Raw genomic sequence first — 23202 nt, 5'->3', positions numbered from 1 at the left:
TTGCTAAGTATAGTCAATCTTCCCCTTGACGAAAAGAGCCATTTGGCTTATTTTTAAACCATCCAATTGAAAAAGGTGGTGCAGGATGGCTTCATCAAGTATTGACAAACAAAAGAAACAACCGATTTACCAGCAGATCGTGACCCATTTTATTGAAGAGATCCAAGCAGGAACCTATGGGCCTGGGGATCGTTTACCACCAGAGCGCAGCTTGGCTCAGACTTTTGACGTCAATCGTTCCACCGTCGTCAAAGCGTTAGATGAATTGAAGAGCTTAGGATGGATCGAACGAAAACAAGGCAGTGGTTCTCGAGTATTAGAAGGCCGCTGGGGGAACCGTCAAACCCCACTTTCTTATTTACGCTCGTCTTTAAGCAGCCCTTACTTGCAGCAAGACCCTTACCTTCAACAAATCCAACATTTGCGTGCTGAAAAAGATGTGCTGGATCTGTATACAGGTGATCTACCTGCCGATCTGATCCCCGACTTCACGTTTCCTGCCTTTACATGGGAAGAGATTCGCAAAGAAAGCACCAAAATTTTGCCAACTGGTTACGAGCCTCTGCAAGAAATCTTATTGCAGCACCTTGCGGATTCCTTCAATTTGCCCACTAGCGGTCAAAAACTAGTAATTACTGCCGGTTCGACGCAAGGAATTACGTTACTAATGCAAGTGCTGCTGCAAGCGGGGGACTGTATCGCGACAGAGGATCCTTCTTTCTTGTTCTCTCTCCCCTTGTTTTCCACGATGAATGTCCAGTTGATTGGGATCAAACAAGATAGCGAAGGGATGCGACCCGCCGCGTTGGAGAAAGTGCTGAAGGAAAAGAAGATCAAATTCGTCTATCTGAACCCCACCTTCCAAAACCCAACGGGCCATACTATGAGTGAGCATCGGCGCCAAGCGATCATCCGCCTTTGCCAGACCTACCAAGTACCGATCATTGAGGATGATGTTTTTAGCGAGTTGGCTTTTGAGGAAGTACCGCCCAAGCTAAAATCCATGGCTCCTGAAACCGTCATTTATTTAGGCTCGCTTTCAAAATTACTTGGGTCATCAATCAAAATCGGCTGGCTTTTGGTGCCAGAAGCGTTAGCCGACCAATTTGCCCAAGCGAAAAAACGGATGGCAATTGATACCACGATCTTCCCGCAAGTCCTTGCCAATATCGCCCTACGCTCCTCTGATTACCACCAGCAGCAGCGGACACTGCTTACAGAAATGGCCCAGCGCCAGCAAGACCTACATCAACTCTTGCTGGCATTTCAGGAGGATTGGCAATGGCAGCCGACGAAAGGCGGTCTTTACCTGTGGTTGACTTGGCGTCACCGCACATTGACTCGCAAAGATTGGTCGCTCTTTTTGGCGAACGATTGCTTAGTAGCACCTGCTTTTCTTTTCAGTAACGATACGAATGGCTTGCGTTTGAACTATACCCGCTTAGCCAAAGATGATTTACCGCTATTTCAAGAACGATTCACAAAAATCACCCAACAGTTAAAGGAGCAAACCTATGAACGAAACCATTGAGCTTTTGCATAATCACCGCACTTACCGACAATTTGACCCTGACTACCGCTTGAGCCAAGAGCAAGTAACCGCGATTTTGACTGCGGCTCGTCAAGCACCTAGCTGGATGAACGGGCAAGCCTATTCGATCTTAGTGATCGACGACCCGCAGATCCGCCAACAAATGGTCGAATGGAATCCTGGCAATCCTCATATCGCAGCAAGTTCACTCTTTCTGCTATTTTTAGCTGATTTAAATCGAACCAAAAAAGTTGCTGACGAAAAACAGACGCCCTATCCAATCGATGAGGGCTATCAGCCATTATTGATCGCCACAACTGATGCCAGCATCGCTTTGCAATCTGGTGCGATCGCTGCTGAATCACTGGGCTTAGGCACCGTCATTTCTGGCAGTGTCCGCAAAGACAGCGCCAAAATCGCTGAATTGCTGCACTTACCGGAATACGTCTATCCTGTGGCTGGCTTGAGCATCGGTAAACCAATCGTAGAAATGAAGGTCAAACCTCGCTTGCCAGAAGAAGCGGTCATTCATTACAACCACTACCAGGACTATTCTTATGATGCGATCGAAGCCTACGATCAAACGATGACTGCTTTTGGAGAAGCCCGTGAGACCAAACCATGGTCAGAAAAATTTGCTGGTTTTTACAGCAATCGCCCTGACCAAGGATTTGACGCCTTCTTGAAGAAGCAAAAACTAATAAAATAAAAAGCACCGCTCTCTTTAGCTTCGATGAACCGTAACGGATTCATCAACGCTAGAGAGCGCGGCTTTTTTTCTACAAGAGTCGAAAAAAAAGAGCAAAAGCGCGTACGCTTTTGCTCTTCGATCAATCAAATTAAGCTTGGATTGAAGTTACAACGCCTGAACCAACAGTACGTCCGCCTTCACGAATTGAGAAACGAGTTCCGTCTTCGATAGCGATTGGGTGGATCAATTCAACGTCGATTGTTACGTTATCACCAGGCATAACCATTTCAGTTCCTTCTGGTAATTCAACAACACCAGTTACGTCAGTTGTACGGAAGTAGAACTGAGGACGGTAGTTAGTGAAGAATGGTGTATGACGTCCACCTTCTTCTTTTGTTAAAACGTAAACTTCAGCTTTAAATTTTGTATGAGGTGTGATTGTACCAGCTTTAGCCAATACTTGTCCACGTTGGATGTCTTCACGAGCAACCCCACGTAGCAATGCACCAATGTTATCCCCTGCTTCAGCATAGTCTAACAATTTACGGAACATTTCAACACCAGTTACAGTTGTTTTAGCAGTTTCTTCAGCAATACCAACGATTTCAACTTCGTCACCAACGCGAACTTGTCCACGTTCAACACGGCCTGTAGCAACAGTACCACGTCCAGTGATTGAGAATACGTCTTCGACTGGCATCATGAATGGTTTGTCAGTGTCACGTTCTGGAGTTGGAACGTATTCGTCAACTGCAGCCATTAATTCCATGATTTTTTCTTCGTATGAAGCATCGCCTTCAAGAGCTTTCAAAGCAGAACCAGCGATTACAGGAACATCGTCGCCTGGGAAGTCATATTCTGACAATAAGTCACGAACTTCCATTTCAACTAATTCTAGTAATTCTTCGTCATCAACCATATCCATTTTGTTTAAGAAAACAACGATGTATGGTACACCAACGTTACGTGATAACAAGATGTGTTCACGTGTTTGAGGCATAGGACCATCAGCAGCAGATACTACTAAGATCGCGCCGTCCATTTGAGCAGCACCAGTGATCATGTTTTTAACGTAGTCCGCGTGTCCTGGGCAGTCAACGTGAGCATAGTGACGTGCTTCAGTTTCGTACTCAACGTGAGCAGTTGAGATAGTGATTCCGCGTTCGCGTTCTTCTGGAGCGCCATCGATTTGGTCGTAAGCTGAAGCTTGAGCCAAACCTTTTTTAGATAATACAGTTGTGATAGCAGCTGTAAGTGTAGTTTTACCATGGTCAACGTGTCCGATCGTACCAATGTTTACGTGGGGTTTAGAACGGTCAAATTTTTCTTTTGCCATTTTAAAATGTTCCTCCTAAAAATGCAGTTTATTTTTTATATTTGATAGGTAGGGAGCCGCAGCTCCCCATCCCTTATCATCGATAATATTGTACACGAAACTCAGAAAAAAATATAGCTTTTTACTTAATTTCCTATACTTCCATCAATTATTCAGCTTTGCCGCCGTTTTTCTTGATGATTTCTTCTTGAACAGATTTAGGTACATCTTCATAGTGATCAAATGTCATCATGAACGTACCGCGACCTTGTGTTGATGAACGAAGTGTTGTTGCGTAACCGAACATTTCAGCTAATGGCACGATTGCGTTCACGATTTGTGAGTTACCGTGTGCTTCCATTCCTTCTACGCGTCCACGACGAGCAGTTACGTGACCCATAACATCACCTAAGTAATCTTCTGGTACAGTGATAACTACTTTCATCATTGGTTCAAGAATTACTGGGTTTGCTTTCTTCGCTGCAGCACGTAAAGCCATAGAAGCTGCAACACGGAAGGCAGTTTCACTTGAATCGACATCATGGTATGAACCATCATAAAGTTTTGCTTTGATGTCTACTAATGGGTAACCGGCTAAGACACCGTTCGCCATTGAGTCTTCAAGTCCTTTTTCAACTGCTGGGATGTATTCACGAGGAACCACACCACCGACAATCGCGTTTTCGAATTCGAAGCCTTTACCTTCTTCGTTTGGTGTAAATTCGACCCATACGTGACCGTATTGACCTTTACCACCAGACTGACGTACAAATTTACCTTCCGCTTGTGTTGCTGCACGGAATGTTTCACGATAAGAAACTTGAGGCGCACCTACGTTTGCTTCAACTTTAAATTCGCGACGCATACGGTCAACTAAGACGTCCAAGTGAAGTTCTCCCATACCAGCGATAACAGTTTCGCCTGTTTCAGCGTTTGTTTCCACACGGAATGATGGATCTTCTTCAGCAAGTTTTTGTAAAGCAACCCCCATTTTATCTTGGTCAGCTTTTGATTTAGGCTCAACAGCGACTTCGATAACTGGTTCTGGGAATTCGATTGATTCAAGGATTACTGGTGCTTTTTCATCACATAGTGTATCCCCAGTTGTTGTGTCTTTCAAACCAACAGCAGCGGCGATATCGCCTGAGTATACTGTTTGGATTTCAGCACGTGTGTTGGCGTGCATTTGTAGGATACGACCGATACGTTCGCGTTTGCCTTTTGAAGCATTCAATACGTATGATCCAGAGTTCAAGATACCTGAATACACACGGAAGAATGTCAAACGACCTACGAATGGGTCAGTCATTACTTTAAATGCTAATGAAGCAAATGGTGCTTCATCGTCAGCCGGACGATCAGTTTCTTCGTCTGTTTTAGGATTTACCCCTTTGATCGCAGGAACATCAAGTGGTGAAGGCAAGTAGTCGATGACTGCATCCAACATCAATTGAACCCCTTTGTTTTTAAAGGCAGATCCGCAAAGAACAGGGAAAAAGTCAACAGTCAATGTTGCTTGACGAATACCAGCTTTCAATTCTTCTTCAGTGATTTCTTCACCGTCCAAGAATTTCATCATTAGTTCTTCGTCAGTATCCGCAACAGCTTCGATTAATTTTTCGCGCCATTCTTCAGCTAATTCTACGTATTCTTCAGGAATTTCAGTCTCTTGGATTTCAGTTCCTAAGTCATTTGTGTAGATTTCAGCTTTCATTTTTACTAAGTCGATAATACCAGTAAAGTCATCTTCCGCACCAATTGGTAATTGGATTGGGTGAGCATTTGCTTGTAAACGATCATGTAAAGTTGATACAGAGTATAAGAAGTCTGCACCAATTTTGTCCATTTTGTTACAGAATACGATACGTGGTACGCGGTAGTCTGTCGCTTGACGCCAAACTGTTTCTGTTTGAGGTTCTACACCTGATTGTGAGTCCAATACAGTTACAGCACCATCAAGTACACGCAATGAACGTTGCACTTCGATTGTGAAGTCCACGTGTCCTGGTGTGTCGATGATATTTACGCGGTTTTCTTTCCATTGCGCAGTTGTCGCAGCAGAAGTGATTGTGATCCCACGTTCTTGTTCTTGTTCCATCCAGTCCATTTGAGAAGCACCTTCATGTGTTTCACCAATTTTATGGATTTTACCTGTGTAATAAAGGATACGTTCAGTTGTCGTTGTTTTACCAGCGTCAACGTGGGCCATGATCCCGATATTACGAGTTTTTTCTAGCGAAAATTCTCTTGCCATTCTAGGTTGTTCCCCTCTCATTCTTACTTAACTTAAGCTAAGGTTGTCTCAGTACCTTCCAATAAAAAGCAGTGAGGATCTTACCAACGATAGTGAGCAAATGCGCGGTTGGCTTCCGCCATTTTGTGTGTGTCTTCGCGTTTTTTCACAGAAGCACCAGTGTTGTTTGCTGCATCCATGATTTCTTTTGCAAGACGTTCTTCCATTGTGTGTTCGCCACGCAAACGAGCGTAGTTTACCACCCAACGAAGACCTAGAGTTGTACGACGTTCAGGACGTACTTCTACTGGTACTTGGTAGTTAGAACCACCGACACGGCGAGCTTTAACTTCCAAGACAGGCATAATGTTTTTCATTGCTTGTTCGAAAACTTCCAATGGATCATTTCCTGTAGATTCTTTGATAATGCCAAAAGCATTGTAGATAATATTTGCAGCAACACCGCGTTTACCATCAACCATTACACGGTTGATCAAACGAGTTACTAATTTTGAGTTATAAATAGGATCTGGTAAAACATCACGTTTTGCAACAGGACCTTTACGAGGCATCCGTAACTCCTCCTTCCGAGATATCAGTTCTGATTTAAATAAGATTCATTTGATCTGTTTGTCTTAAAGATTAAGCTTTAGGACGTTTTGTACCATATTTAGAACGAGATTGTTTACGATCGTTAACACCGGCAGTATCCAATGCACCACGAACGATATGGTAACGTACCCCTGGTAAGTCTTTTACACGTCCACCACGTAACAAGACCACGCTGTGTTCTTGTAAGTTGTGCCCGATACCTGGAATATAAGCTGTCACTTCAATCAAGTTTGACAAACGAACACGCGCATATTTACGTAGAGCTGAGTTCGGTTTTTTCGGTGTCATAGTTCCCACACGAGTAGCTACCCCACGCTTTTGAGGTGAGTTAACATTCGTTTGAGCTTTCTTGAAACTGTTATATCCTTTGTTCAATGCTGGTGAATTTGATTTTTCAACCTTGGATTTACGAGGTTTACGTACTAATTGATTAATTGTAGGCATCCCTAGTTGTCCTCCTTCCTTGATTCGCTTTATAGTCCCACACATCCAGGTGGTTCTTTTTTTGCGATAAAAAATAATGCACTCTCTGCATTCATATCAACTATGCTTTGATAGACAGTCAGCACGTCTCCAACGAGAGACCTGTAGATAAAGCACCTTTGATAGAATATCATGCTTATTCTTACCTGTCAAGTATCCTCCTAAGCTTTTTTCAAAAGAAATCTGTTACAAAAAATCCGCAAATTTTACGCTTCTTCCTATATAATAGAGACAAAGCATCTATTAAAAAAAGGCGGGAAGAAAATGAACCTAAAAGAAATGGTCGGCATTGAAGCGGCTAGTTATGTAAAAGATGGCATGGTGGTTGGCTTGGGTACTGGCTCAACAGCCTACTACATGATTGAAGAACTGGGTCGACGGGTAAAAGAAGAAGGTCTATCGATCACTGGTGTCCCAACTTCTTGGGCATCGAAAAAACAAGCAGAAGGATTAGGTATCCCGATTCGCACCATCGATGAAGTGGATGCTGTGGATCTAACGATCGACGGTGCAGATGAGATCAGCAAGGATTATCATGGCATCAAAGGCGGCGGTGCAGCCCTTTTATTTGAAAAAATCGTGGCGTCTAACTCCGAAAAAGTCTTGTGGATCGTTGATGAATCGAAAATGGTCGAAACACTTGGTGCCTTCCCGTTGCCAGTGGAAGTGATCCCTTATGGCAGCCAACAGCTGCTGCGTCTGTTCGAGAAGAAAAACTACCATCCAAAACTACGTCTGAATGAAGAAGGCGAACCGTTAAAAACCGATTGCAGCAATTACATCATTGATCTTCATCTGGAAACGATCACCGCTCCTACTGAGTTGGCACAGGAATTAGACGCTACAGTGGGCGTGGTTGAACATGGTTTGTTTTTGGATATGGTTCATACGATCATTGTCGGATTACCTGAAGGACCGAGTACTAAGCACGTTAGATAATGGAAACCAAAAAAGAGGAGCGATAGCGCTTCTCTTTTTTTCGTTACTTTTCTTCAATTCGCTTAAATTTTATTATTTTTTGTGCAAATTACCCTATCATTTAAGAAATAATTATGATACATTCAATAAAAAGGGAAAGGTAGGAGGGTTTATGAAAATCATAGGCTATGCTCGTTCAACGATTACCGATAACTCAACAAGTGAACAAATAAACAAACTTGAGGAATTCGGTTGTAATAAATATTTCCACGAAACGTATAGCGTGGAAGAAAGTGAAGAAAATCATTCATTGGAGTCAGTGGTAGCACAAATGCACCCCGGTGACACCTTAGTCGTTACGGAACTACATCGTTTAGGGAAAACGACCAGACAACTGACCGATCTCACTGATCTATTAAAACAGCGAGAACTTCATCTGGTTTCACTTGCAGAACAAATCGATACCCGCGGTCCGATGGGGCAGGTTTACTTCAATTTGATGGAAGGACTTGCGAACATGGAACGCTCACTCATCAAAGAGCGCACGCTAGTCGGCTTAAACAAAGCCCGCAAAAAAGGCAAAATTGGCGGTCGTCCGAAGATCGATCCGAAGACGATCAAGAAAATCCGTCATTTGTACTACGAGAAAAAAGAAACGATTCAATATATTTCTGAGAAATGCGGTGTTTCTGTAGGTACCTGCTACAAATACATAAAATTATCCGAAGAAGAATGGCGCAAGTTACGTTCATAGTTGTCGACTCTCCTAGAACAGCATAAAACAAAAGCGGTCCGTTTTTTAAAGATCCTCATTTGTTTTTCCTTAAGAATGGCGTTTTCCCCAGCTTTTCCTCCAAAACCATGGAAATTCTTTGAGAAAGAGTGTACAATAAATACGGAATTGAAAATTTCAGAAAAATATCGAATATCTAAAGGAGAGTTTTACATGCCAAAATTAGTATTTTCTCGTCATGGACTAAGCGAATGGAACAAATTAAACCAGTTTACCGGTTGGGCTGATGTTGATCTAGCGCCAGAAGGTGTCGAAGAAGCAATCGAAGGCGGACGTAAAATCAAAGAAGCAGGCATCGAATTTGACGTTGCTTACACATCTGTTTTAACTCGTGCCATCAAAACTTGTAATTACATTTTAGAATATTCTGATCAACTTTGGGTACCAACGATCAAATCATGGCGCTTAAACGAACGTCATTACGGTAAATTACAAGGTTTAAATAAAAAAGAAACTGCTGAAAAATACGGTGACGAACAAGTACACATCTGGCGTCGTTCTTACGATGTTTTACCTCCATTGATGGAAGCTTCAGATGAAGGTTCTGCTGCAAACGACCGTCGTTATGCAATGCTTGACCCTCGCGACGTACCTGGTGGAGAAAACTTAAAAGTTACTTTAGAACGTGCATTGCCTTTCTGGCAAGATGAAATCGCCCCAGCATTAAAAGACGACAAAACTGTCTTAGTTGCGGCTCACGGAAACTCTCTACGTGCATTAGCAAAACATATCGAAGGTATTTCAGACGAAGATATCATGGATCTTGAGATCCCAACTGGTCAACCACTTGTTTATGAATTGAACGATGATTTGACTGTTGCGAAAAAATACTACTTATAAGCCTCGCTTATCGCTGCCCTTTTTTAAAAAAGGGCAGTTTTTTTATTGGCATTTCCTCCCCCCTCTTTTATAATTGAGGGTGTACTCGAAAGGAGCTTATTATGAAACTAGTCAAAAATGATACCGTTTTATTTTTAGGTGACAGCATCACAGATTGCGATCGTGATCGCCAAGATCCCCACGATTTAGGACATGGGTTTGCCCGTCTCGTTGCCGATCAGCTGGCAGAAACATTCCCCACTGCAGGATTTACCTTTTATAATCGGGGGATCGGCGGCAACAAAGCTGCCGACGTCTTAGCCCGTCTCCAAGAAGATTGCCTTCAATTAGCACCTGACGTCTTGATCTTTATGATTGGGATCAACGACACGTGGCACAATGTCGGTGGTCCCGATTTTGGTTCAGAAGAGGCCGCAACGTCCTTTGAGGCAACCTACCGTAAAATTCTGGAACAAGTGACCCAACAGGGGATCACGCGTATTTTCTTGCTGGAACCTTTTGTTTTGCCATATCCTGAGGATCGCCAAACTTGGCGGATCGATCTTGATCCGAAAATCCAAATCGTTCGTCGCTTAGCTGCCGCCTTTCATTGTCAGCTGCTGTCGCTGGATGGCTTGTTTGCCGAAGCTGCCGTTGCTAGCTCCCCACAGGCACTGACAGGCGATGACGGGGTGCACCCCACTCCTGCTGGACACGCCTTGATTGCGAATCAGCTAATGGCCCGTTTGGCTTTTTCTTCTGAAGGGTAAATAAACAGACCGCTCCGCGACAACCAAGTCGCAGGAACGGTCTGTTTTATGATTAGAGATAGGTTGAAGGAGTTAATGAATCTTGGTAGATTGCAATCACGTCTTCTTCTTGCAGCGGTACATACGCATTTGTTGCAATAGAGCTGAATTGAACTGCTTGAGCCGCCATTTCAGCAAAATGGGTGTCATCGGCGATCCCTACTTCTGGCAAAGTCATCGGAATATCGCAAGAAGCAAAAAAGTCATACAGTTTTTGAATCCCCATTCGGGCAGCTAATTCTGGCACTGCTTCTTGGACACCAAAGACTTCTCTGGCAAACCGCGCAAATTTCGGCGCCGTTTCTTCATTCAATACATGAAGCATCCAGCGTGGGGTCAGAATCGCTAAGCCGATGCCATGGGTAATGTCATAAAACGCACTCAACTCATGCTCCATCGCATGACAAGACCAAGCACCACCCTTGCCGCTTCCAGTCAAACCATTTAAGGCTAAGGTGCTCGCCCACATCAAATTCGCCCGTGCATCATAGTCTGTGGGGTCCTTTAATGCGATGGGCAGATTTTTAATGACTGCTTTTAGCAATCCTTCTGCTACACCGTCTTGGACATCTGTTCCTTCTGTTTTACTGAAATAATTTTCAATCAGATGGCTCATGATATCCGCTGAACCGGCAGCCGTTTGATAGCGACTGACACTAAAGGTCGTTGTTGGATCTAAAAAGGATACTTTCGGTAAAAATTCGGGTCCGTGAACGCCAAGTTTTTGTTTCGTTTCTAGATTAGAGATCACCGCGCCACGATTCATTTCACTACCGGTAGCCGCAAGGGTCAGGATCGTCACTAATGGAATCGCTGGTCCTTGATAGCTTCTGGAAAGTACTAAGTCCCAAGGCTCTTGCTCACTACAAGCTGCCCCAGCGATCACTTTGCTGCAATCAATTACAGAACCGCCGCCAACAGCTAAAATGACGTCGATCTTTTCTGAACGACAAAGAGCGGCTCCTTGACGAACGGTTTCGATTCGTGGATTTGGATCGACACCAGTCAATTCAGTGACTTGATTGCCGTTGGCAGTCAATTGCGCCATGACTGCATCGTACAAACCGTTTGTCTTGATACTGCCGCCACCATAGACTAGCAAGACGTTTTTTCCAAATGTATTCAGTACTTCTGGCAGCTCGTTCAGACGGTCTTTCCCAAAACGAATGTCCGTCGTTACATGAAATGTAAAATTATTCATTGTCTCGTCTCCTTTTTACACCTTTTCTTTTCATTAAACCATTTTCTGGCAAAAGTGCAACGCTTCTTCGTGGCTTTTTGCCAACAAAAAAAGATAACACATTCTCGGTTGCATGCAAACCAATACGATTTGGCTGCTTGCTCTATCAAAAGCAAGCAGCCTTCGCATCGTTCATGCACCGATCCTGCGGTATCGTTTTTACGCGATCGCTGTTTCTAAGCCAACTTTGATCATGTCGTTAAATGTCGTTTGTCTTTCTTCTGGCGTTGTTTCTTCTCCAGTGATGATGTGGTCGCTGACGGTACAGATCGCTAAGGTTTGAACGTGGAATTTCGCCCCTAAATAGTATAAGGCTGCGGCTTCCATCTCAACACCCATCACTCCAAGGTCTGCCAACTGTAAGGTTTCCGTTATGTCATCTTTGTAGAAGGTATCTTCAGATAAGATGTTGCCGACGTGGGTGGTAAATCCTGATTCAATCGCTGTATCATAGGCTTTACGCAGCAGTGCAAAGTCAGCGATTGGTGGGAAATGGAAACTTTGGAAGTTTTTTGCCACCATCGATGAACTTGTTGCTGCTGCTTGGGCAATCACAAGATCACGTACGTGGACATCTTTTGAGATGGCACCACACGTACCGACCCGAATCAATTTCTTCACGCCGTAAGAGTTGATCAATTCATGGGCATAGATGCTCGCTGAAGGCATGCCCATGCCAGTTCCTTGGACAGAGACCCGCTCGCCCTTATAAACGCCTGTATAGCCCAACATCCCCCGAACATTGTTGTAACAGATCGGGTCTTCTAAAAATGTTTCAGCAATATATTTTGCCCGCAGTGGATCACCTGGTAACAAGATTTTGTCTGCGATCTCGCCTGCTTTTGCTTCGATATGAACGCTCATTCGTTTTTCTCCTTTGGTCTGCTTTTTATAGTACTGCTAACGTTTCTTTGATCAACGCTTTAAATTCTGCCTTGACCCGTTCCGTCGTTTCCACGACTTCTTCATGATTCAAGCTCGCTTGCATACCAGCAGCCAAGTTTGTGATGCAAGAAACACCTAAGACTTTCAAGCCACTGTGAACCGCAACGATCACTTCTGGGACAGTCGACATACCGACAGCATCGGCACCGATCGTCCGAGCAAAGCGAATCTCTGCTGGCGTTTCATACGTAGGACCTGAGAAGCCCATATAGACGCCTTCTTTTAAGTGCAATCCTTTTGATGCACCAACTTTTTGTGCCGCTTCCCGGTAAGGCAGATGGTAGGCTTGGCTCATATCTGGGAAACGCGGACCCATTTCTTCTTCGTTTTCACCAATCAGTGGGTTGTCCCCCATAAAGTTGATTTGATCGGTGATCAACATCAAGTCTCCCGGCTGGAAGCTTTCGTTTACGCCGCCACAGGCATTGGTCACGACTAAAGAATGAGCTTTCAATGCCGCCATCACACGGACGGGGTAAGTGACCGTCTGCATCGAATGGCCTTCATAATAATGGAATCGTCCTTGCATCGCTAAGACTTTTTTCCCAGCTAGTGTTCCATAGACCAATTGTCCTGCATGACCGACCACTGTCGAAACAGGAAAATGCGGGATATCGTTGTAAGGCAACACGATTGGATTTTCGATCTCATCGGCTAATTCACCTAAGCCAGAACCTAAAATCAAGCCAAATTCCACTTCACCGACGCCGCTTTCTTGGATAAATGCCGTTGTTTCTTGTAATTTCTCATGTAACGTTGTCATTTCATCACCTCTAGTTTAAATGTTTTAAAAAGCTAGTTCCGTTTTCTGTAGCTGAAACACCAAAGTTTTCAGCGATCGTTGCGGAAATATCTGCATAATAGCCTTGTGGCAATTTACCTTGGCCTTGGAATTTCTTGCTGTAGGCTAGTAATGGCACATATTCTCTCGTGTGATCCGTTCCCGTAAAGGTTGGGTCATTGCCGTGGTCAGCTGTGATCAATAACAGATCCTCATCTCCCATTGCTTCTAAGAGTTCTGGAATACGCAAATCAAAATCTTCAATGGCGTGGGCATACCCTACGACATCGCGACGGTGACCATAAAGCGCATCGAAGTCGACCAAGTTCGTAAAGCTTAGACCCGTAAAGTCTTGTTTCATCACCTTCAGTAATTGATCCACACCGTCCATATTGCTCTTCGTCCGTACAGAATCAGTGATTCCTTGCCCGTTGAAGATATCATTGATCTTCCCAACGGCGATCACGTCTTTTCCAGCTTCTTTCAATGAATCTAACACTGTATGGCCAAATGGATCGAGTGCGTAGTCATGACGATTGCTCGTACGAGTAAAGTTTCCAGGCTCACCGACATACGGACGCGCGATGATGCGGCCGATCATATACGGCTCATCTTTCGTGATATCCCGAACGTACTGACAAATACGATACAATTCTTCTAATGGAATGATTTCCTCATGTGCGGCAATCTGCAACACTGGGTCAGCCGAAGTGTAAACGATCAGATCGCCGGTCTTCATTTGATGTTCGCCGAAGTCATCAATGACTGCTGTCCCTGAGTACGGCGCATTGCAGACGATTTTACGTCCAGAGAACGCTTCGATCTGTTGCAACAATTCATCGGGAAACCCATCGGGAAATACGCGGAAAGGTTTTTGAATATTCAAGCCCATGATCTCCCAGTGCCCTGTCATCGTATCTTTCCCAACGGAAACTTCTTCCAATTTGGTTGCATACCCATCATGGTCAGCTACCGCCTTCACGCCTTCTAAAGGACGGATCGTCCCTAGGCCTAATTGTTCCAAGTGAGGGATCGTTAAGCCTGCTTCTTTTGCAATATGGCCTAATGTATCTGAACCGACATCACCAAAAGCTGCCGCATCAGGTGCTTCACCAATTCCGACTGAATCCATCACGATCAAGTGTACACGTTTAAACATTCTATTCCCTACTTTCTTTATTTTATGCTTTTACAAGCGGATCTACTACCTCTATCATACTAAACTTAAGCAAAAATTGCGCTGGGTTGCTTCGGAAATTTCCTGATGCGTTCCTTTCACCCAGAGGATAGAAAAAGGGCAGGACACAGCAACACATTCATGTCCCATAGCCCCACCCTTTCATACTGAAAAAATTATTTAGATTTAATGTAGTTCTTCCCGTTAGCTTTCGGACCAGCAGCTTTTCCAAGGAAAAGGACAAGCACGATGATCGTCAAGGCATAAGGCGCAGCTTGTAAGTAAACCGCTGGAATCGAAGAGATGATTGGCAGCTGGCCACCTACGATACTGATGTTTTGCGCGAAACCGAAGAAAATCGCTGCTCCCATCGCACCAAGTGGATTCCATTTACCAAAGATCATCGCAGCCATCGAGATAAATCCTTGACCGGCGATCGTTGTCACGGCAAAGCGACCCGCGATCGATTGAGCAAACAAGGCACCGCCCATCCCACCAAGGAATCCAGAGATCAAGACGCCTGAGTAACGCATCACGTAAACATTGATCCCTAAGGTATCCGCTGCTTGAGGATGCTCACCGACAGAACGAAGACGCAACCCAAAGCGTGTTTTGAAAATCACGAACCACGCGATCACTGAGATCAAAATGGCGAAGTACGCCGGTAAGAACGTTTGATTAAAGAAAATCGGGCCAATGATAGGAATATCTTTAAGGATCGGAAAATTGAAATACCCCAATGTCCGTTGGATGTTATCCGTTTGCCCTTTGTTGTAGATCGCTTTGACTAAGAACACGGCCAAAGCTGGTGCCATCAAGTTCATCACCGTACCACTGATGATATGGTCTGCACGGAAGTTGATGGTTGCCACCGCATGCAGCAAGGAGAAAACCACACCGACAAGTCCGCCGACGAGCATCCCTAACCACGGTGTCCACGCACCGAATTGTGACGCAAATTCAATATTGAAAACAATCGAGCTAAAAGCACCCATAACCATGATTCCTTCAAGACCCACGTTAACGATCCCACTGCGCTCTGAGAACACGCCACCTAGCGCCGTCAAAATCAGAGGAGACGCATAAATCAATGTTTGAGTGACGATCGAAGAAATTAAACTAATATCCATTAGATGGTTCCTCCTTCCTGATCTTGATCGTTTGGTTGGGCTTCAATCTCCTGTACGACCAGCGCTTCTTTTTTGCCGTCAAAGATTTTTGCCAACAAGAAACGAATCACAAAACTGATCGCTACGAAGAAAATAATAATTGCGATATTAACATCAACTAATTCAGATGGAATACCTGCAAACTGCATGCCTTGTCCACCTAATTTCAAAATACTGAACAAGAGGGCTGAAAGCAAGATTCCGATCGATGAGCCGCTTCCTAACAAGGATACAGCCATACCGTCAAACCCGATGCTTAATGATGACCCTTGAACGAAGAAGTTTTCAAACGTTCCTAGTCCTTGAACGACTCCACCTAATCCAGCAAGCGTTCCAGAGATGATCATTGAGATAATGATCGTCCGTTTGCTGCTCATCCCCGCATATTCAGAAGCGCATGGGTTCAAGCCCACCGCGCGAATCTCATAACCAAGAGTGGTTTTTTTCATCAAGAACCAAACCAAAACTAAGAAGATCAAGGCTAAGAAGATCCCTAAGTTCAAGCGAGAGTTGCTCGTGATGCTTGCTAGAAACGGCGTCTGCATGGAGGCATTTTCCCCCACCATTTTTGTGACCCCTTTTGTCGTGATCATGGATTCGCTCATCACATTATTGACTAAATGGTTCCCCGTATAAAGCAAGATATAGTTCATCATGATCGTCACGATGACTTCACTTGTTCCAAAGAATGCCCGTAGGAAACCAGGAATCGCAGCTGCGATCGCCCCGCATAAAGCCCCTACGATCACAGCTAATGGCAAGACCACCAACCGAGGCGCATCTGGCATCGCTAGTGCGACCCAGATACTGGCAACCCAACCTGCTAACGCTTGACCAGAAAGACCGATATTGAAGAATCCGGCTGAGTTTGCAACGGCAAACCCCAGAGCGGTAAAGATCAATGGTCCTGCTGTAACAAAAATCTCACCAATGTTGCGGGCATTTAACCCACCTGTTTGTCCGTTGATAAAAACGGTCCGAAACATTTGTGTATACCCTGTGATTGGGCTGTAGCCGAAGGCCGCCATGATGATCCCGCCAAGGACGAATCCCAACAAGACAGCGATGATCGGCACTAATATATTGCGGATCTTTTCTTTGCGGTTATTCAACCGAACCACCTACTTCCTCCATTTGCAGCTCTCGTCTTGCTTCCTCCAAGGAGTACCCTGCCATCAACAAGCCAAGCTCTTTCTCTGATGTTTCTTTCGGATCAACGACCCCAACGATCTCACCAGCATGAATAACAGCAATGCGGTCTGATACATTCAAAATTTCATCTAATTCAAAGCTGACTAACAACACCGCTTTGAATTTATCCCGCTGTTCAATCAAGCGTTTGTGGATAAATTCGATCGCTCCAACATCCAACCCACGGGTCGGATTGGCAACGATCAATAGATCAGGATCGCGGCTGATTTCTCGTGCGATGATCGCTTTTTGTTGATTCCCGCCGGACAATGCCCGTGCTGGTACGATCTCGTTGACTGTTCGTACGTCAAATTCTTGAATCAAGTCACGAGCAAACTCGTTGATCTCTCCGTAATCCAAGACACCTGCATTACTCAAAGGTTTTTTGTAGTAGGTTTGCAAGGCGATGTTTTCTGATAACATCATATCCAAGACAAGTCCGTATTTATGGCGGTCTTCTGGCACATGACCAACGCCGGCTTCGGTGACTTTCCGAGGCTTGAAGTTAGTGATGTCATCACCATTCAGCAAGACCTTGCCGCTTTCGACTTTCCGTAAACCAGTGATGGCTTGTAACAGCTCTGATTGCCCATTGCCATCGATCCCAGCAATCCCCAATACTTCACCTGCACGTACTTCTAAGCTTAAGTTTTTGACTGCTTCTAAGCCACGGTTTTCTTTTACGACTAAGTTTTCAACAGAAAGCACGACTTCTTTTGGTGACGCTTCTTTCTTCGGTGTCTTGAAGGACACAGAACGACCAACCATCATATCGGCCAACTGTTGCGAGCTGACGTCTTTGACATTGACAGTGCCGATCCCTTGTCCCCGACGGATAACTGTACAACGGTCTGCCACCGCTTTGATCTCATCCAGTTTGTGGGTGATCAAGATGATCGATTTGCCTTCACGCACCAATCCGCGCATGATCTCGATCAGCTCTTCGATTTCTTGCGGTGTCAAAACTGCCGTTGGTTCATCAAAAATCAGTACATCTGCGCCGCGGTAAAGAGTCTTCAAGATCTCTACCCGTTGTTCCATCCCGACAGAGATGTCACGCACATAAGCATCTGGATCAACCGATAAACCATATTGTTCAGAAACTTTTTTGATTTCTTTGCGGGCTTTCTTGCGATCTAACACACCGAGATGATGGGGTTCGCTCCCCAAAATGATATTTTCTGTTACAGTAAAGGCGTCTACCAGCATGAAATGCTGATGCACCATCCCGATCCCCAATTTGTTTGCTGCGGTCGGACTCGTGATATTCACTTTTTCACCATTCATCCAGATTTCACCAGATGTTGGTTCCAATAATCCTGACAGCATATTCATCAAGGTCGACTTACCCGCTCCATTTTCACCAAGCAATGCGTGGATTTCTCCTGGCCTTACTTGCAAGTTGACATCGTCATTGGCTTTGAACGTTCCAAACTCTTTGGTGATATGACGCATTTCTACAACATATTTTTCCTCAGCCAAATTACTCACATCCTTACTTTCTAATTCGCTTATACAAACCATTCGTCATGTCAAAAAAATAATTGCTATTGCTTAGGATGATTACTATCCTCATGAAAACCCGTAGCTTTCATCAACATAGTAATCCAACAACGATCATCTTGCCCTAAACTAGGGCAAGATAACCGAAAAAACAACTTTATTTTTCAGGTGTTTCTGGTACTTCTACTTTGCCGTCGATCACGTCTTGTTTCGCTGTTTCGATCGCTGCTTTGGCATCATCTGAAAGGAACCCTTCAGTAATGTCTACACCGCCATCTTTCAAGCCGTAAACAATGTGTTCGCCGCCAGGGAAGTTGTCTTCTAACGCACGAGTTGAGATATCTTGTACCGCTGCGCCAACACCTTTCAATGTTGAAGCCAATGTGAAGTTATCTTCTTTGCCGTCAGCAGTTGTGAATTTTCCTTCGTCTTGTTGATCGCTATCCACACCGATGACCCAAACTTTTTTGTCTTCTAGGTCTGCTTCGTTCAATTGTTCATTGATTGCTTTTGCTTCTTGGAAGACACCTGCACCAGTACCACCAGATGCGTGGAAGATTACGTCAGCGCCGCCTTGATACATTGAAGCTGCCAATGCTTTCCCTTTGGCAGGATCACCAAATGATGCTGCATATTGAGAATCAATTGTAATTTCTTTACCTAATTTTTCAGCTGCGTCTTGAACACCCTTCGTGAAACCAGCTTCGAAACGGTCGATAACGACGCCTTCTTCACCACCGATGAAGCCGACTTTGTTTGTTTTGGTTGTATACGCTGCTGCAACACCAGCTAAGTAAGCTGCTTCATTATCTTTAAATGTTGCTGAAACAACGTTGTCTTTGCCTTCGATCACATCATCGATGATCCCGAATTGTGTATCAGGGTTTTGGTCAGCTGCTGCTGCGATTGAATCTTTCAATAAGTAACCCACACCGAAAATCGTTTTGAAACCATTTTGAACGGCACCATTTACGTTTGTTGTGTATTCTGATGCTTCATTTGATTGCACGTAGTCATAACCACCAGCACCGCGAGCGATCCCGTGTTCTTCACCCCATGCTTCTAAGCCTTCCCACGCTGACTGGTTGAATGAGCGGTCATCCACCCCACCGATATCGGTAACGATTGCGACACTATGCGCTGCATCAGTCGTACCGTCTGCAGAACCGCCGCCTGTTGAATCAGTTGAGCCTGAATTTCCTCCGCCACAAGCACCAAGTAAAGTCAACCCAGCTACTGCAACAATACCGAAACTAAATAATTTTGCTTTTTTCATTGCTGTAAAGCCCCCTAAAAATATAGTTTTTTTCAACAGCCGCATCGACTGAATGAACATGGTTTATAAATCTTTGTTCGTGAAGTAATAAGGCAATAGGCCTTCTACCGTGGTTTCTTTGATGACACCATCATCGCCGACTAAGGTCACCGGCATATCTGGCGCACAAAATTCCACCATGACCTGGCGGCAAGCACCGCAAGGAGAGATCGGTTCTGGCGTATGACCCGCCACAACCAAATGTTGAAACTCTTTTTCGCCTTCAGAAACGGCTTTGAAAAAAGCCGTTCGTTCTGCGCAATTTGTTAAGCCATATGAGGCATTTTCAATGTTGATCCCTTGATATATCGTACCATTTTTGGAAACGAGACAAGCACCGACCGGAAACTTAGAGTACGGCACATATGCTTTATCTAAGGCGGAAACGGCGGTGTCGATCCACTCTTTTTTCGCTATTGTCATTGTCTTCCCCGCTCTTGTATTTAATTTTTGCTACTTTAACTTAATGCTAGGCTTAGTAGCCAGCACCTGTTGAGCCAGTCACGATGGCAACACTCGCGCTTGTTCCTAAGCGGTTTGCGCCCGCTTCGACCATAGCTGCCGCTTCTGCTTCGTTGTGGATACCACCGGAAGCTTTGACACCCATTTCTGGTCCTACTGTTTCACGCATCAAGCGAACATCTTCAACGACTGCCCCACCAGTTGAAAAGCCAGTTGAGGTTTTCACGAAATCTGCACCGGCTGCTTTGGCTAATTCACAGGCTTTGACGATTTCTTCGTTGTCTAATAACGCTGTTTCAATGATTACTTTGACAAGCGCTTTGTCTTTGGCCGCTTCAACGACTGCTTCGATGTCTGCTTGAACTTTTTTGTATTGTTTTGACTTCAAGGCACCTACGTTGATCACCATATCGACTTCATCTGCGCCATTTTTGATCGCATCTGTTGTTTCATAAGCTTTGACCTCAGATGTGTTTGCCCCTAAAGGAAAGCCGATCACGGTACAAACAGCCGTTGGTTCGCCTTGTAATTTTTCTGCTGCCAATGAAACCCACGTTGGATTGATGCAGACAGAATAGAAGTGATAGGTTTTTGCCTCTTCGATGATTCGTAAAACATCTTCCTCCGTTGCGTCTGCTTTCAAAATCGTGTGATCGATCATGCGATTCAATTCCATTTTTATTCGCTCCTTATTCTGTAATAATGTCATGGATCAATGGCGGTTCTGCGCCATCTTCCCCAATTTCAATATTTTGGTCGATCAATGCTTTGACATCCTCGATTGCTTCGGTATTGCTATAGATCGTCAACAGCGATTCTCCTTCAGTTACGGATTCGCCAACTTTCTTATGCAATTTAATACCCACTGCATGGTCGATGTCTTCGTCTTTGGTCTTACGACCCGCTCCTAACATCATCGCCGCGATCCCTAGCTCATTGGCAACTAATTTCGTCACCACGCCACTAGTTTTCGCTGGGACTTCCACTTCATATTTCGCTGTCAAAATCTTGCTCGGGTCATCGATCACTGAAGCGTCTCCACCTTGATCTGTGATCATCTGTCTGAATTTTTCTAACGCTTTGCCTGAATGCAAGGCTTCTTCCAACAGTTGGCGTGCTTCTTCCAATGAATCAGCTTTTTTCGCTAAAACCACCATTTGGCTGCCCAGTGCATAGCACATTTCTTCCAAGTCTTTCGGTCCTTTTCCTTGCAGTGTCTCAATAGCTTCCACCACTTCCAAACTGTTGCCGATCGCTTCCCCTAGAGGCTGTGACATATCAGAAATGACTGCCATCGTTTGGCGATTTGCCAATTTTCCGATGCGGACCATCGTTTGGGCTAAGCGTTTGGCATCCTCCAAGTTTTTCATAAAGGCGCCATCGCCTGTGGTTACATCTAACACGATCGCATCGGCACCTGCCGCGATTTTTTTACTCATGATCGAGCTGGCAATCAATGGGATCGAACTAACCGTTGCCGTCACATCTCGTAAGGCATACAGTTTTTTGTCTGCAGGAGCTAAATCTCCTGATTGACCGATCACGGCCACTTTGCTTTCATTGACTAATCGGATAAAGTCAGCTTCAGAAAGCTCGATTTTAAATCCAGGGATCGCTTCAAGCTTGTCTAACGTCCCACCGGTATAGCCTAAGCCGCGGCCAGACATTTTCGCAACCGGTACACCAACACTAGCTACTAATGGCGCTAAGATCAATGTGGTCGTATCACCAACACCGCCAGTCGAATGCTTATCGACTTTGATTCCTTCAATTGAGGATAGATCGATCACTTCACCAGAATTTGCCATTGCTAGCGTTAAGTTCGTGATCTCTTCATCTGTCATATCTACATAAAAAATAGCCATCAACAAGGCACTCATTTGATAATCTGGAATACTTCCTTCAGTATACGCAGTTACAATGTAGTCAATTTCTTCCTTCGTCAATGACTTGCCGTCACGTTTCTTTTCAATTAAATCCACCATTCGCATCGAAATGACCCTCGCTTCCTTTAACATTATACAATAATTTTTCGTAGGGTAAACCACTTTAGTAAAACAGTTTACTAAATATCGCGAAACTATGAAAACACTTACAAGAAGAAATATACCGCATTATTTCTCGCTTGTCAATGTCTTCACGCTCTCACGAATAATTAATTTTGTATCAAAAATCTTATTTGGAATTCGCCGTGTCGGAAACTCAATGGCGTCCACTAAAAACTTCGCTGCGGTAAAACCGATCTCAAAGGTCGGCTGCATGACCGTGGTAAGCGGTGGTGTGATGTATTCCGATAATTTCAAGGCATCAAAGCCGATCACCGAGTAGTCTTCTGGTACTTTTTTACCAGCCTCATAAATCGCTTGATAACAGCCGATCGCCATGGCGTCGTTGCCGCAGAAAAACGCTGTGATCTCTTTGTACTTCAATAATTCTTTCGTTGCTTCGTACCCGCCGGTAACCGTTAATTCAGCATTTTCTACATATCGGCCTTTAAAAGGGATCTGATGATCCTTTAAGGCATGGCGATAGCCATTGAACCGTTCCTCTAATTGATAGTAGCCGGTGATTTCTTTGAGCATCGCAATATTGCGGTGACCATTTTTGATCAAATAGCTGACGGCTTGGTAGGCGCCTTCGTATTCTTTCACGATCAAACGACCATTGTCCCGCTGATTGATCCCACGATCGACTAAAATAATTGGTCGGTCATCAAAGAACCCGCTCTTCAAGGAATAATCCTCTGGCAGCAAATGCGGCGTCGCTAATAAGATGCCATCTACCGAACGATGAGACAGTTCATTCAAATATTGAACTTCTTTTTCTTGGCTGTGGCGCGAATTGCATAACACTAGCATGTAACCTAGTGGATTGAAATAACTTTCCGCCCCTTCAATGACTTTAGAGAAAAAGAAATCCGTCACATCAGGCACGATCATTCCGATCGTTTTTGAATGGCGGTTGATAAGATTCGAAGCAAAAAAATCCGGCTTATAGTGATATTTATTTACGATATCTAAGACCCGCTTTCGGGTTTCTTCACTAAAACGGCTGCCTTTATTGTTTAGGATCTGCGACACGGTCGTGACAGAGACGCCAGCCATTTCAGCAATCTGTTTAATCGTCAATTTCATCTGCTTCTCTCCTCTCTTGCCTAAAGTGTAGCAAATTTTTCTCAAAAAAAATAGCACACTTTCAACAAGTGTGCGACTTTC

The 23202-nt window shown here is 44.5% G+C and carries 22 protein-coding genes; 6 read left to right on the top strand and 16 right to left on the bottom strand.

The features are described from left to right. Positions 1 to 85: 85 nt before the first annotated feature. Together ACI3E5_RS01380 and ACI3E5_RS01375 are read left to right on the top strand one after the other, a co-directional pair. Positions 86 to 1531 (top strand): aminotransferase-like domain-containing protein, encoded by a 1446-nt coding sequence (locus ACI3E5_RS01380; RefSeq protein WP_270273001.1) that lies wholly within the window; start codon positions 86 to 88, stop codon positions 1529 to 1531. Continuing rightward, complete coding sequence (locus ACI3E5_RS01375) at positions 1515 to 2240, top strand: nitroreductase family protein (RefSeq protein WP_086293747.1); 726 nt, start codon at positions 1515 to 1517, stop codon at positions 2238 to 2240. The genes ACI3E5_RS01380 and ACI3E5_RS01375 overlap by 17 nt, the downstream gene beginning before the upstream one ends. Positions 2241 to 2370: 130 nt before the next feature. Here ACI3E5_RS01375 and tuf read toward each other — a convergent pair whose 3' ends face one another. From tuf to rpsL, 4 genes are all read right to left on the bottom strand, one after another. Continuing rightward, entirely contained in the window at positions 2371 to 3558 is a 1188-nt protein-coding gene (gene tuf, locus ACI3E5_RS01370; RefSeq protein ID WP_005226902.1) for an elongation factor Tu, read from the bottom strand. A 148-nt stretch (positions 3559 to 3706) separates the two neighbouring features. After that, positions 3707 to 5791, bottom strand: a complete 2085-nt coding sequence (fusA, locus tag ACI3E5_RS01365; protein ID WP_077453910.1) for an elongation factor G — start codon at positions 5789 to 5791, stop codon at positions 3707 to 3709. An 80-nt stretch (positions 5792 to 5871) separates the two neighbouring features. Continuing rightward, complete coding sequence (rpsG, locus tag ACI3E5_RS01360; RefSeq protein WP_003127957.1) at positions 5872 to 6342, bottom strand: 30S ribosomal protein S7; 471 nt, start codon at positions 6340 to 6342, stop codon at positions 5872 to 5874. 70 nt (positions 6343 to 6412) lie between these two features. After that, on the bottom strand, positions 6413 to 6826 hold the full coding sequence (rpsL, locus tag ACI3E5_RS01355; protein ID WP_003127956.1) for a 30S ribosomal protein S12: 414 nt from the start codon (positions 6824 to 6826) through the stop codon (positions 6413 to 6415). Between the two features lie 303 nt (positions 6827 to 7129). Between rpsL and rpiA the strand changes: the two genes are divergently transcribed. The 4 genes from rpiA (at position 7130) to ACI3E5_RS01335 (ending at position 10165) form a co-directional block, all read left to right on the top strand. Continuing rightward, positions 7130 to 7804: a ribose-5-phosphate isomerase RpiA gene (rpiA, locus tag ACI3E5_RS01350; RefSeq protein WP_086293745.1), complete on the top strand. Its 675-nt coding sequence runs from the start codon at positions 7130 to 7132 to the stop codon at positions 7802 to 7804. A 151-nt stretch (positions 7805 to 7955) separates the two neighbouring features. Beyond that, the gene (locus tag ACI3E5_RS01345) at positions 7956 to 8537 is read left to right on the top strand and encodes a recombinase family protein (RefSeq protein ID WP_086293744.1); all 582 of its coding nucleotides are present in this window, start codon (positions 7956 to 7958) and stop codon (positions 8535 to 8537) included. 192 nt (positions 8538 to 8729) lie between these two features. Beyond that, positions 8730 to 9416: a 2,3-diphosphoglycerate-dependent phosphoglycerate mutase gene (gene gpmA, locus ACI3E5_RS01340; protein ID WP_005226871.1), complete on the top strand. Its 687-nt coding sequence runs from the start codon at positions 8730 to 8732 to the stop codon at positions 9414 to 9416. Between the two features lie 101 nt (positions 9417 to 9517). Then, the gene (locus ACI3E5_RS01335) at positions 9518 to 10165 is read left to right on the top strand and encodes an SGNH/GDSL hydrolase family protein (RefSeq protein ID WP_086293742.1); all 648 of its coding nucleotides are present in this window, start codon (positions 9518 to 9520) and stop codon (positions 10163 to 10165) included. A 52-nt stretch (positions 10166 to 10217) separates the two neighbouring features. On the opposite strand, the gene ACI3E5_RS01330 is transcribed toward ACI3E5_RS01335, so the two are convergent. The 12 genes from ACI3E5_RS01330 to ACI3E5_RS01275 form a co-directional block, all read right to left on the bottom strand. Continuing rightward, positions 10218 to 11405 (bottom strand): iron-containing alcohol dehydrogenase, encoded by a 1188-nt coding sequence (locus tag ACI3E5_RS01330; RefSeq protein WP_086293740.1) that lies wholly within the window; start codon positions 11403 to 11405, stop codon positions 10218 to 10220. A gap of 198 nt (positions 11406 to 11603) precedes the next feature. Continuing rightward, on the bottom strand, positions 11604 to 12308 hold the full coding sequence (gene deoD, locus ACI3E5_RS01325) for a purine-nucleoside phosphorylase (protein ID WP_086293738.1): 705 nt from the start codon (positions 12306 to 12308) through the stop codon (positions 11604 to 11606). Positions 12309 to 12333: 25 nt separating this feature from the next. Continuing rightward, positions 12334 to 13152 (bottom strand): purine-nucleoside phosphorylase, encoded by an 819-nt coding sequence (locus tag ACI3E5_RS01320; protein ID WP_005226849.1) that lies wholly within the window; start codon positions 13150 to 13152, stop codon positions 12334 to 12336. Between the two features lie 10 nt (positions 13153 to 13162). Further along, positions 13163 to 14329: a phosphopentomutase gene (gene deoB, locus ACI3E5_RS01315; RefSeq protein ID WP_005232555.1), complete on the bottom strand. Its 1167-nt coding sequence runs from the start codon at positions 14327 to 14329 to the stop codon at positions 13163 to 13165. A gap of 194 nt (positions 14330 to 14523) precedes the next feature. After that, positions 14524 to 15477, bottom strand: coding sequence for an ABC transporter permease (locus ACI3E5_RS01310; RefSeq protein ID WP_005232556.1), 954 nt, complete (start codon positions 15475 to 15477; stop codon positions 14524 to 14526). Then, positions 15477 to 16628, bottom strand: a complete 1152-nt coding sequence (locus ACI3E5_RS01305; protein ID WP_242596025.1) for an ABC transporter permease — start codon at positions 16626 to 16628, stop codon at positions 15477 to 15479. The genes ACI3E5_RS01310 and ACI3E5_RS01305 overlap by 1 nt, the downstream gene beginning before the upstream one ends. Beyond that, positions 16621 to 18231 (bottom strand): ABC transporter ATP-binding protein, encoded by a 1611-nt coding sequence (locus ACI3E5_RS01300; RefSeq protein WP_005232559.1) that lies wholly within the window; start codon positions 18229 to 18231, stop codon positions 16621 to 16623. Before ACI3E5_RS01300 ends, ACI3E5_RS01305 begins: the two co-directional genes overlap by 8 nt. A 136-nt stretch (positions 18232 to 18367) precedes the next feature. Further along, entirely contained in the window at positions 18368 to 19486 is a 1119-nt protein-coding gene (locus ACI3E5_RS01295; RefSeq protein ID WP_086293734.1) for a BMP family lipoprotein, read from the bottom strand. 63 nt (positions 19487 to 19549) lie between these two features. Further along, positions 19550 to 19948: a cytidine deaminase gene (locus tag ACI3E5_RS01290; protein WP_081118824.1), complete on the bottom strand. Its 399-nt coding sequence runs from the start codon at positions 19946 to 19948 to the stop codon at positions 19550 to 19552. Between the two features lie 52 nt (positions 19949 to 20000). Continuing rightward, positions 20001 to 20663 (bottom strand): deoxyribose-phosphate aldolase, encoded by a 663-nt coding sequence (deoC, locus tag ACI3E5_RS01285; RefSeq protein ID WP_005226835.1) that lies wholly within the window; start codon positions 20661 to 20663, stop codon positions 20001 to 20003. Between the two features lie 13 nt (positions 20664 to 20676). Further along, positions 20677 to 21978, bottom strand: coding sequence for a pyrimidine-nucleoside phosphorylase (locus ACI3E5_RS01280; protein WP_034878152.1), 1302 nt, complete (start codon positions 21976 to 21978; stop codon positions 20677 to 20679). 123 nt (positions 21979 to 22101) lie between these two features. Beyond that, positions 22102 to 23121, bottom strand: a complete 1020-nt coding sequence (locus ACI3E5_RS01275) for a LacI family DNA-binding transcriptional regulator (protein ID WP_005226832.1) — start codon at positions 23119 to 23121, stop codon at positions 22102 to 22104. Positions 23122 to 23202: the final 81 nt, after the last annotated feature.

Origin of the sequence: Candidatus Enterococcus avicola, from assembly GCF_047470845.1 — a bacterium.
GTDB lineage: Bacteria > Bacillota > Bacilli > Lactobacillales > Enterococcaceae > Enterococcus_D > Enterococcus_D casseliflavus.
Note: the sequence above shows the minus strand (reverse complement) of the source record. Positions and strands in the feature narration are given on the sequence as shown.

Bases quoted from the DNA above. Each gene is read 5' to 3' on its own strand.
- ACI3E5_RS01300 (WP_005232559.1), bottom strand. From the start codon at position 18,231: ATGGTTTGTATAAGCGAATTAGAAAGTAAGGATGTGAGTAATTTGGCT.
- rpiA (WP_086293745.1), top strand. From the start codon at position 7,130: ATGAACCTAAAAGAAATGGTCGGCATTGAAGCGGCTAGTTATGTAAAA.
- tuf (WP_005226902.1), bottom strand. From the start codon at position 3,558: ATGGCAAAAGAAAAATTTGACCGTTCTAAACCCCACGTAAACATTGGT.
- ACI3E5_RS01380 (WP_270273001.1), top strand. From the start codon at position 86: ATGGCTTCATCAAGTATTGACAAACAAAAGAAACAACCGATTTACCAG.
- deoD (WP_086293738.1), bottom strand. From the start codon at position 12,308: ATGAGCGTTCATATCGAAGCAAAAGCAGGCGAGATCGCAGACAAAATC.
- deoB (WP_005232555.1), bottom strand. From the start codon at position 14,329: ATGTTTAAACGTGTACACTTGATCGTGATGGATTCAGTCGGAATTGGT.
- ACI3E5_RS01280 (WP_034878152.1), bottom strand. From the start codon at position 21,978: ATGCGAATGGTGGATTTAATTGAAAAGAAACGTGACGGCAAGTCATTG.
- ACI3E5_RS01295 (WP_086293734.1), bottom strand. From the start codon at position 19,486: ATGAAAAAAGCAAAATTATTTAGTTTCGGTATTGTTGCAGTAGCTGGG.
- deoC (WP_005226835.1), bottom strand. From the start codon at position 20,663: ATGGAATTGAATCGCATGATCGATCACACGATTTTGAAAGCAGACGCA.
- ACI3E5_RS01310 (WP_005232556.1), bottom strand. From the start codon at position 15,477: ATGGATATTAGTTTAATTTCTTCGATCGTCACTCAAACATTGATTTAT.
- rpsG (WP_003127957.1), bottom strand. From the start codon at position 6,342: ATGCCTCGTAAAGGTCCTGTTGCAAAACGTGATGTTTTACCAGATCCT.
- ACI3E5_RS01335 (WP_086293742.1), top strand. From the start codon at position 9,518: ATGAAACTAGTCAAAAATGATACCGTTTTATTTTTAGGTGACAGCATC.
- ACI3E5_RS01290 (WP_081118824.1), bottom strand. From the start codon at position 19,948: ATGACAATAGCGAAAAAAGAGTGGATCGACACCGCCGTTTCCGCCTTA.
- ACI3E5_RS01345 (WP_086293744.1), top strand. From the start codon at position 7,956: ATGAAAATCATAGGCTATGCTCGTTCAACGATTACCGATAACTCAACA.
- gpmA (WP_005226871.1), top strand. From the start codon at position 8,730: ATGCCAAAATTAGTATTTTCTCGTCATGGACTAAGCGAATGGAACAAA.
- ACI3E5_RS01320 (WP_005226849.1), bottom strand. From the start codon at position 13,152: ATGACAACGTTACATGAGAAATTACAAGAAACAACGGCATTTATCCAA.
- ACI3E5_RS01375 (WP_086293747.1), top strand. From the start codon at position 1,515: ATGAACGAAACCATTGAGCTTTTGCATAATCACCGCACTTACCGACAA.
- ACI3E5_RS01275 (WP_005226832.1), bottom strand. From the start codon at position 23,121: ATGAAATTGACGATTAAACAGATTGCTGAAATGGCTGGCGTCTCTGTC.
- rpsL (WP_003127956.1), bottom strand. From the start codon at position 6,826: ATGCCTACAATTAATCAATTAGTACGTAAACCTCGTAAATCCAAGGTT.
- fusA (WP_077453910.1), bottom strand. From the start codon at position 5,791: ATGGCAAGAGAATTTTCGCTAGAAAAAACTCGTAATATCGGGATCATG.
- ACI3E5_RS01330 (WP_086293740.1), bottom strand. From the start codon at position 11,405: ATGAATAATTTTACATTTCATGTAACGACGGACATTCGTTTTGGGAAA.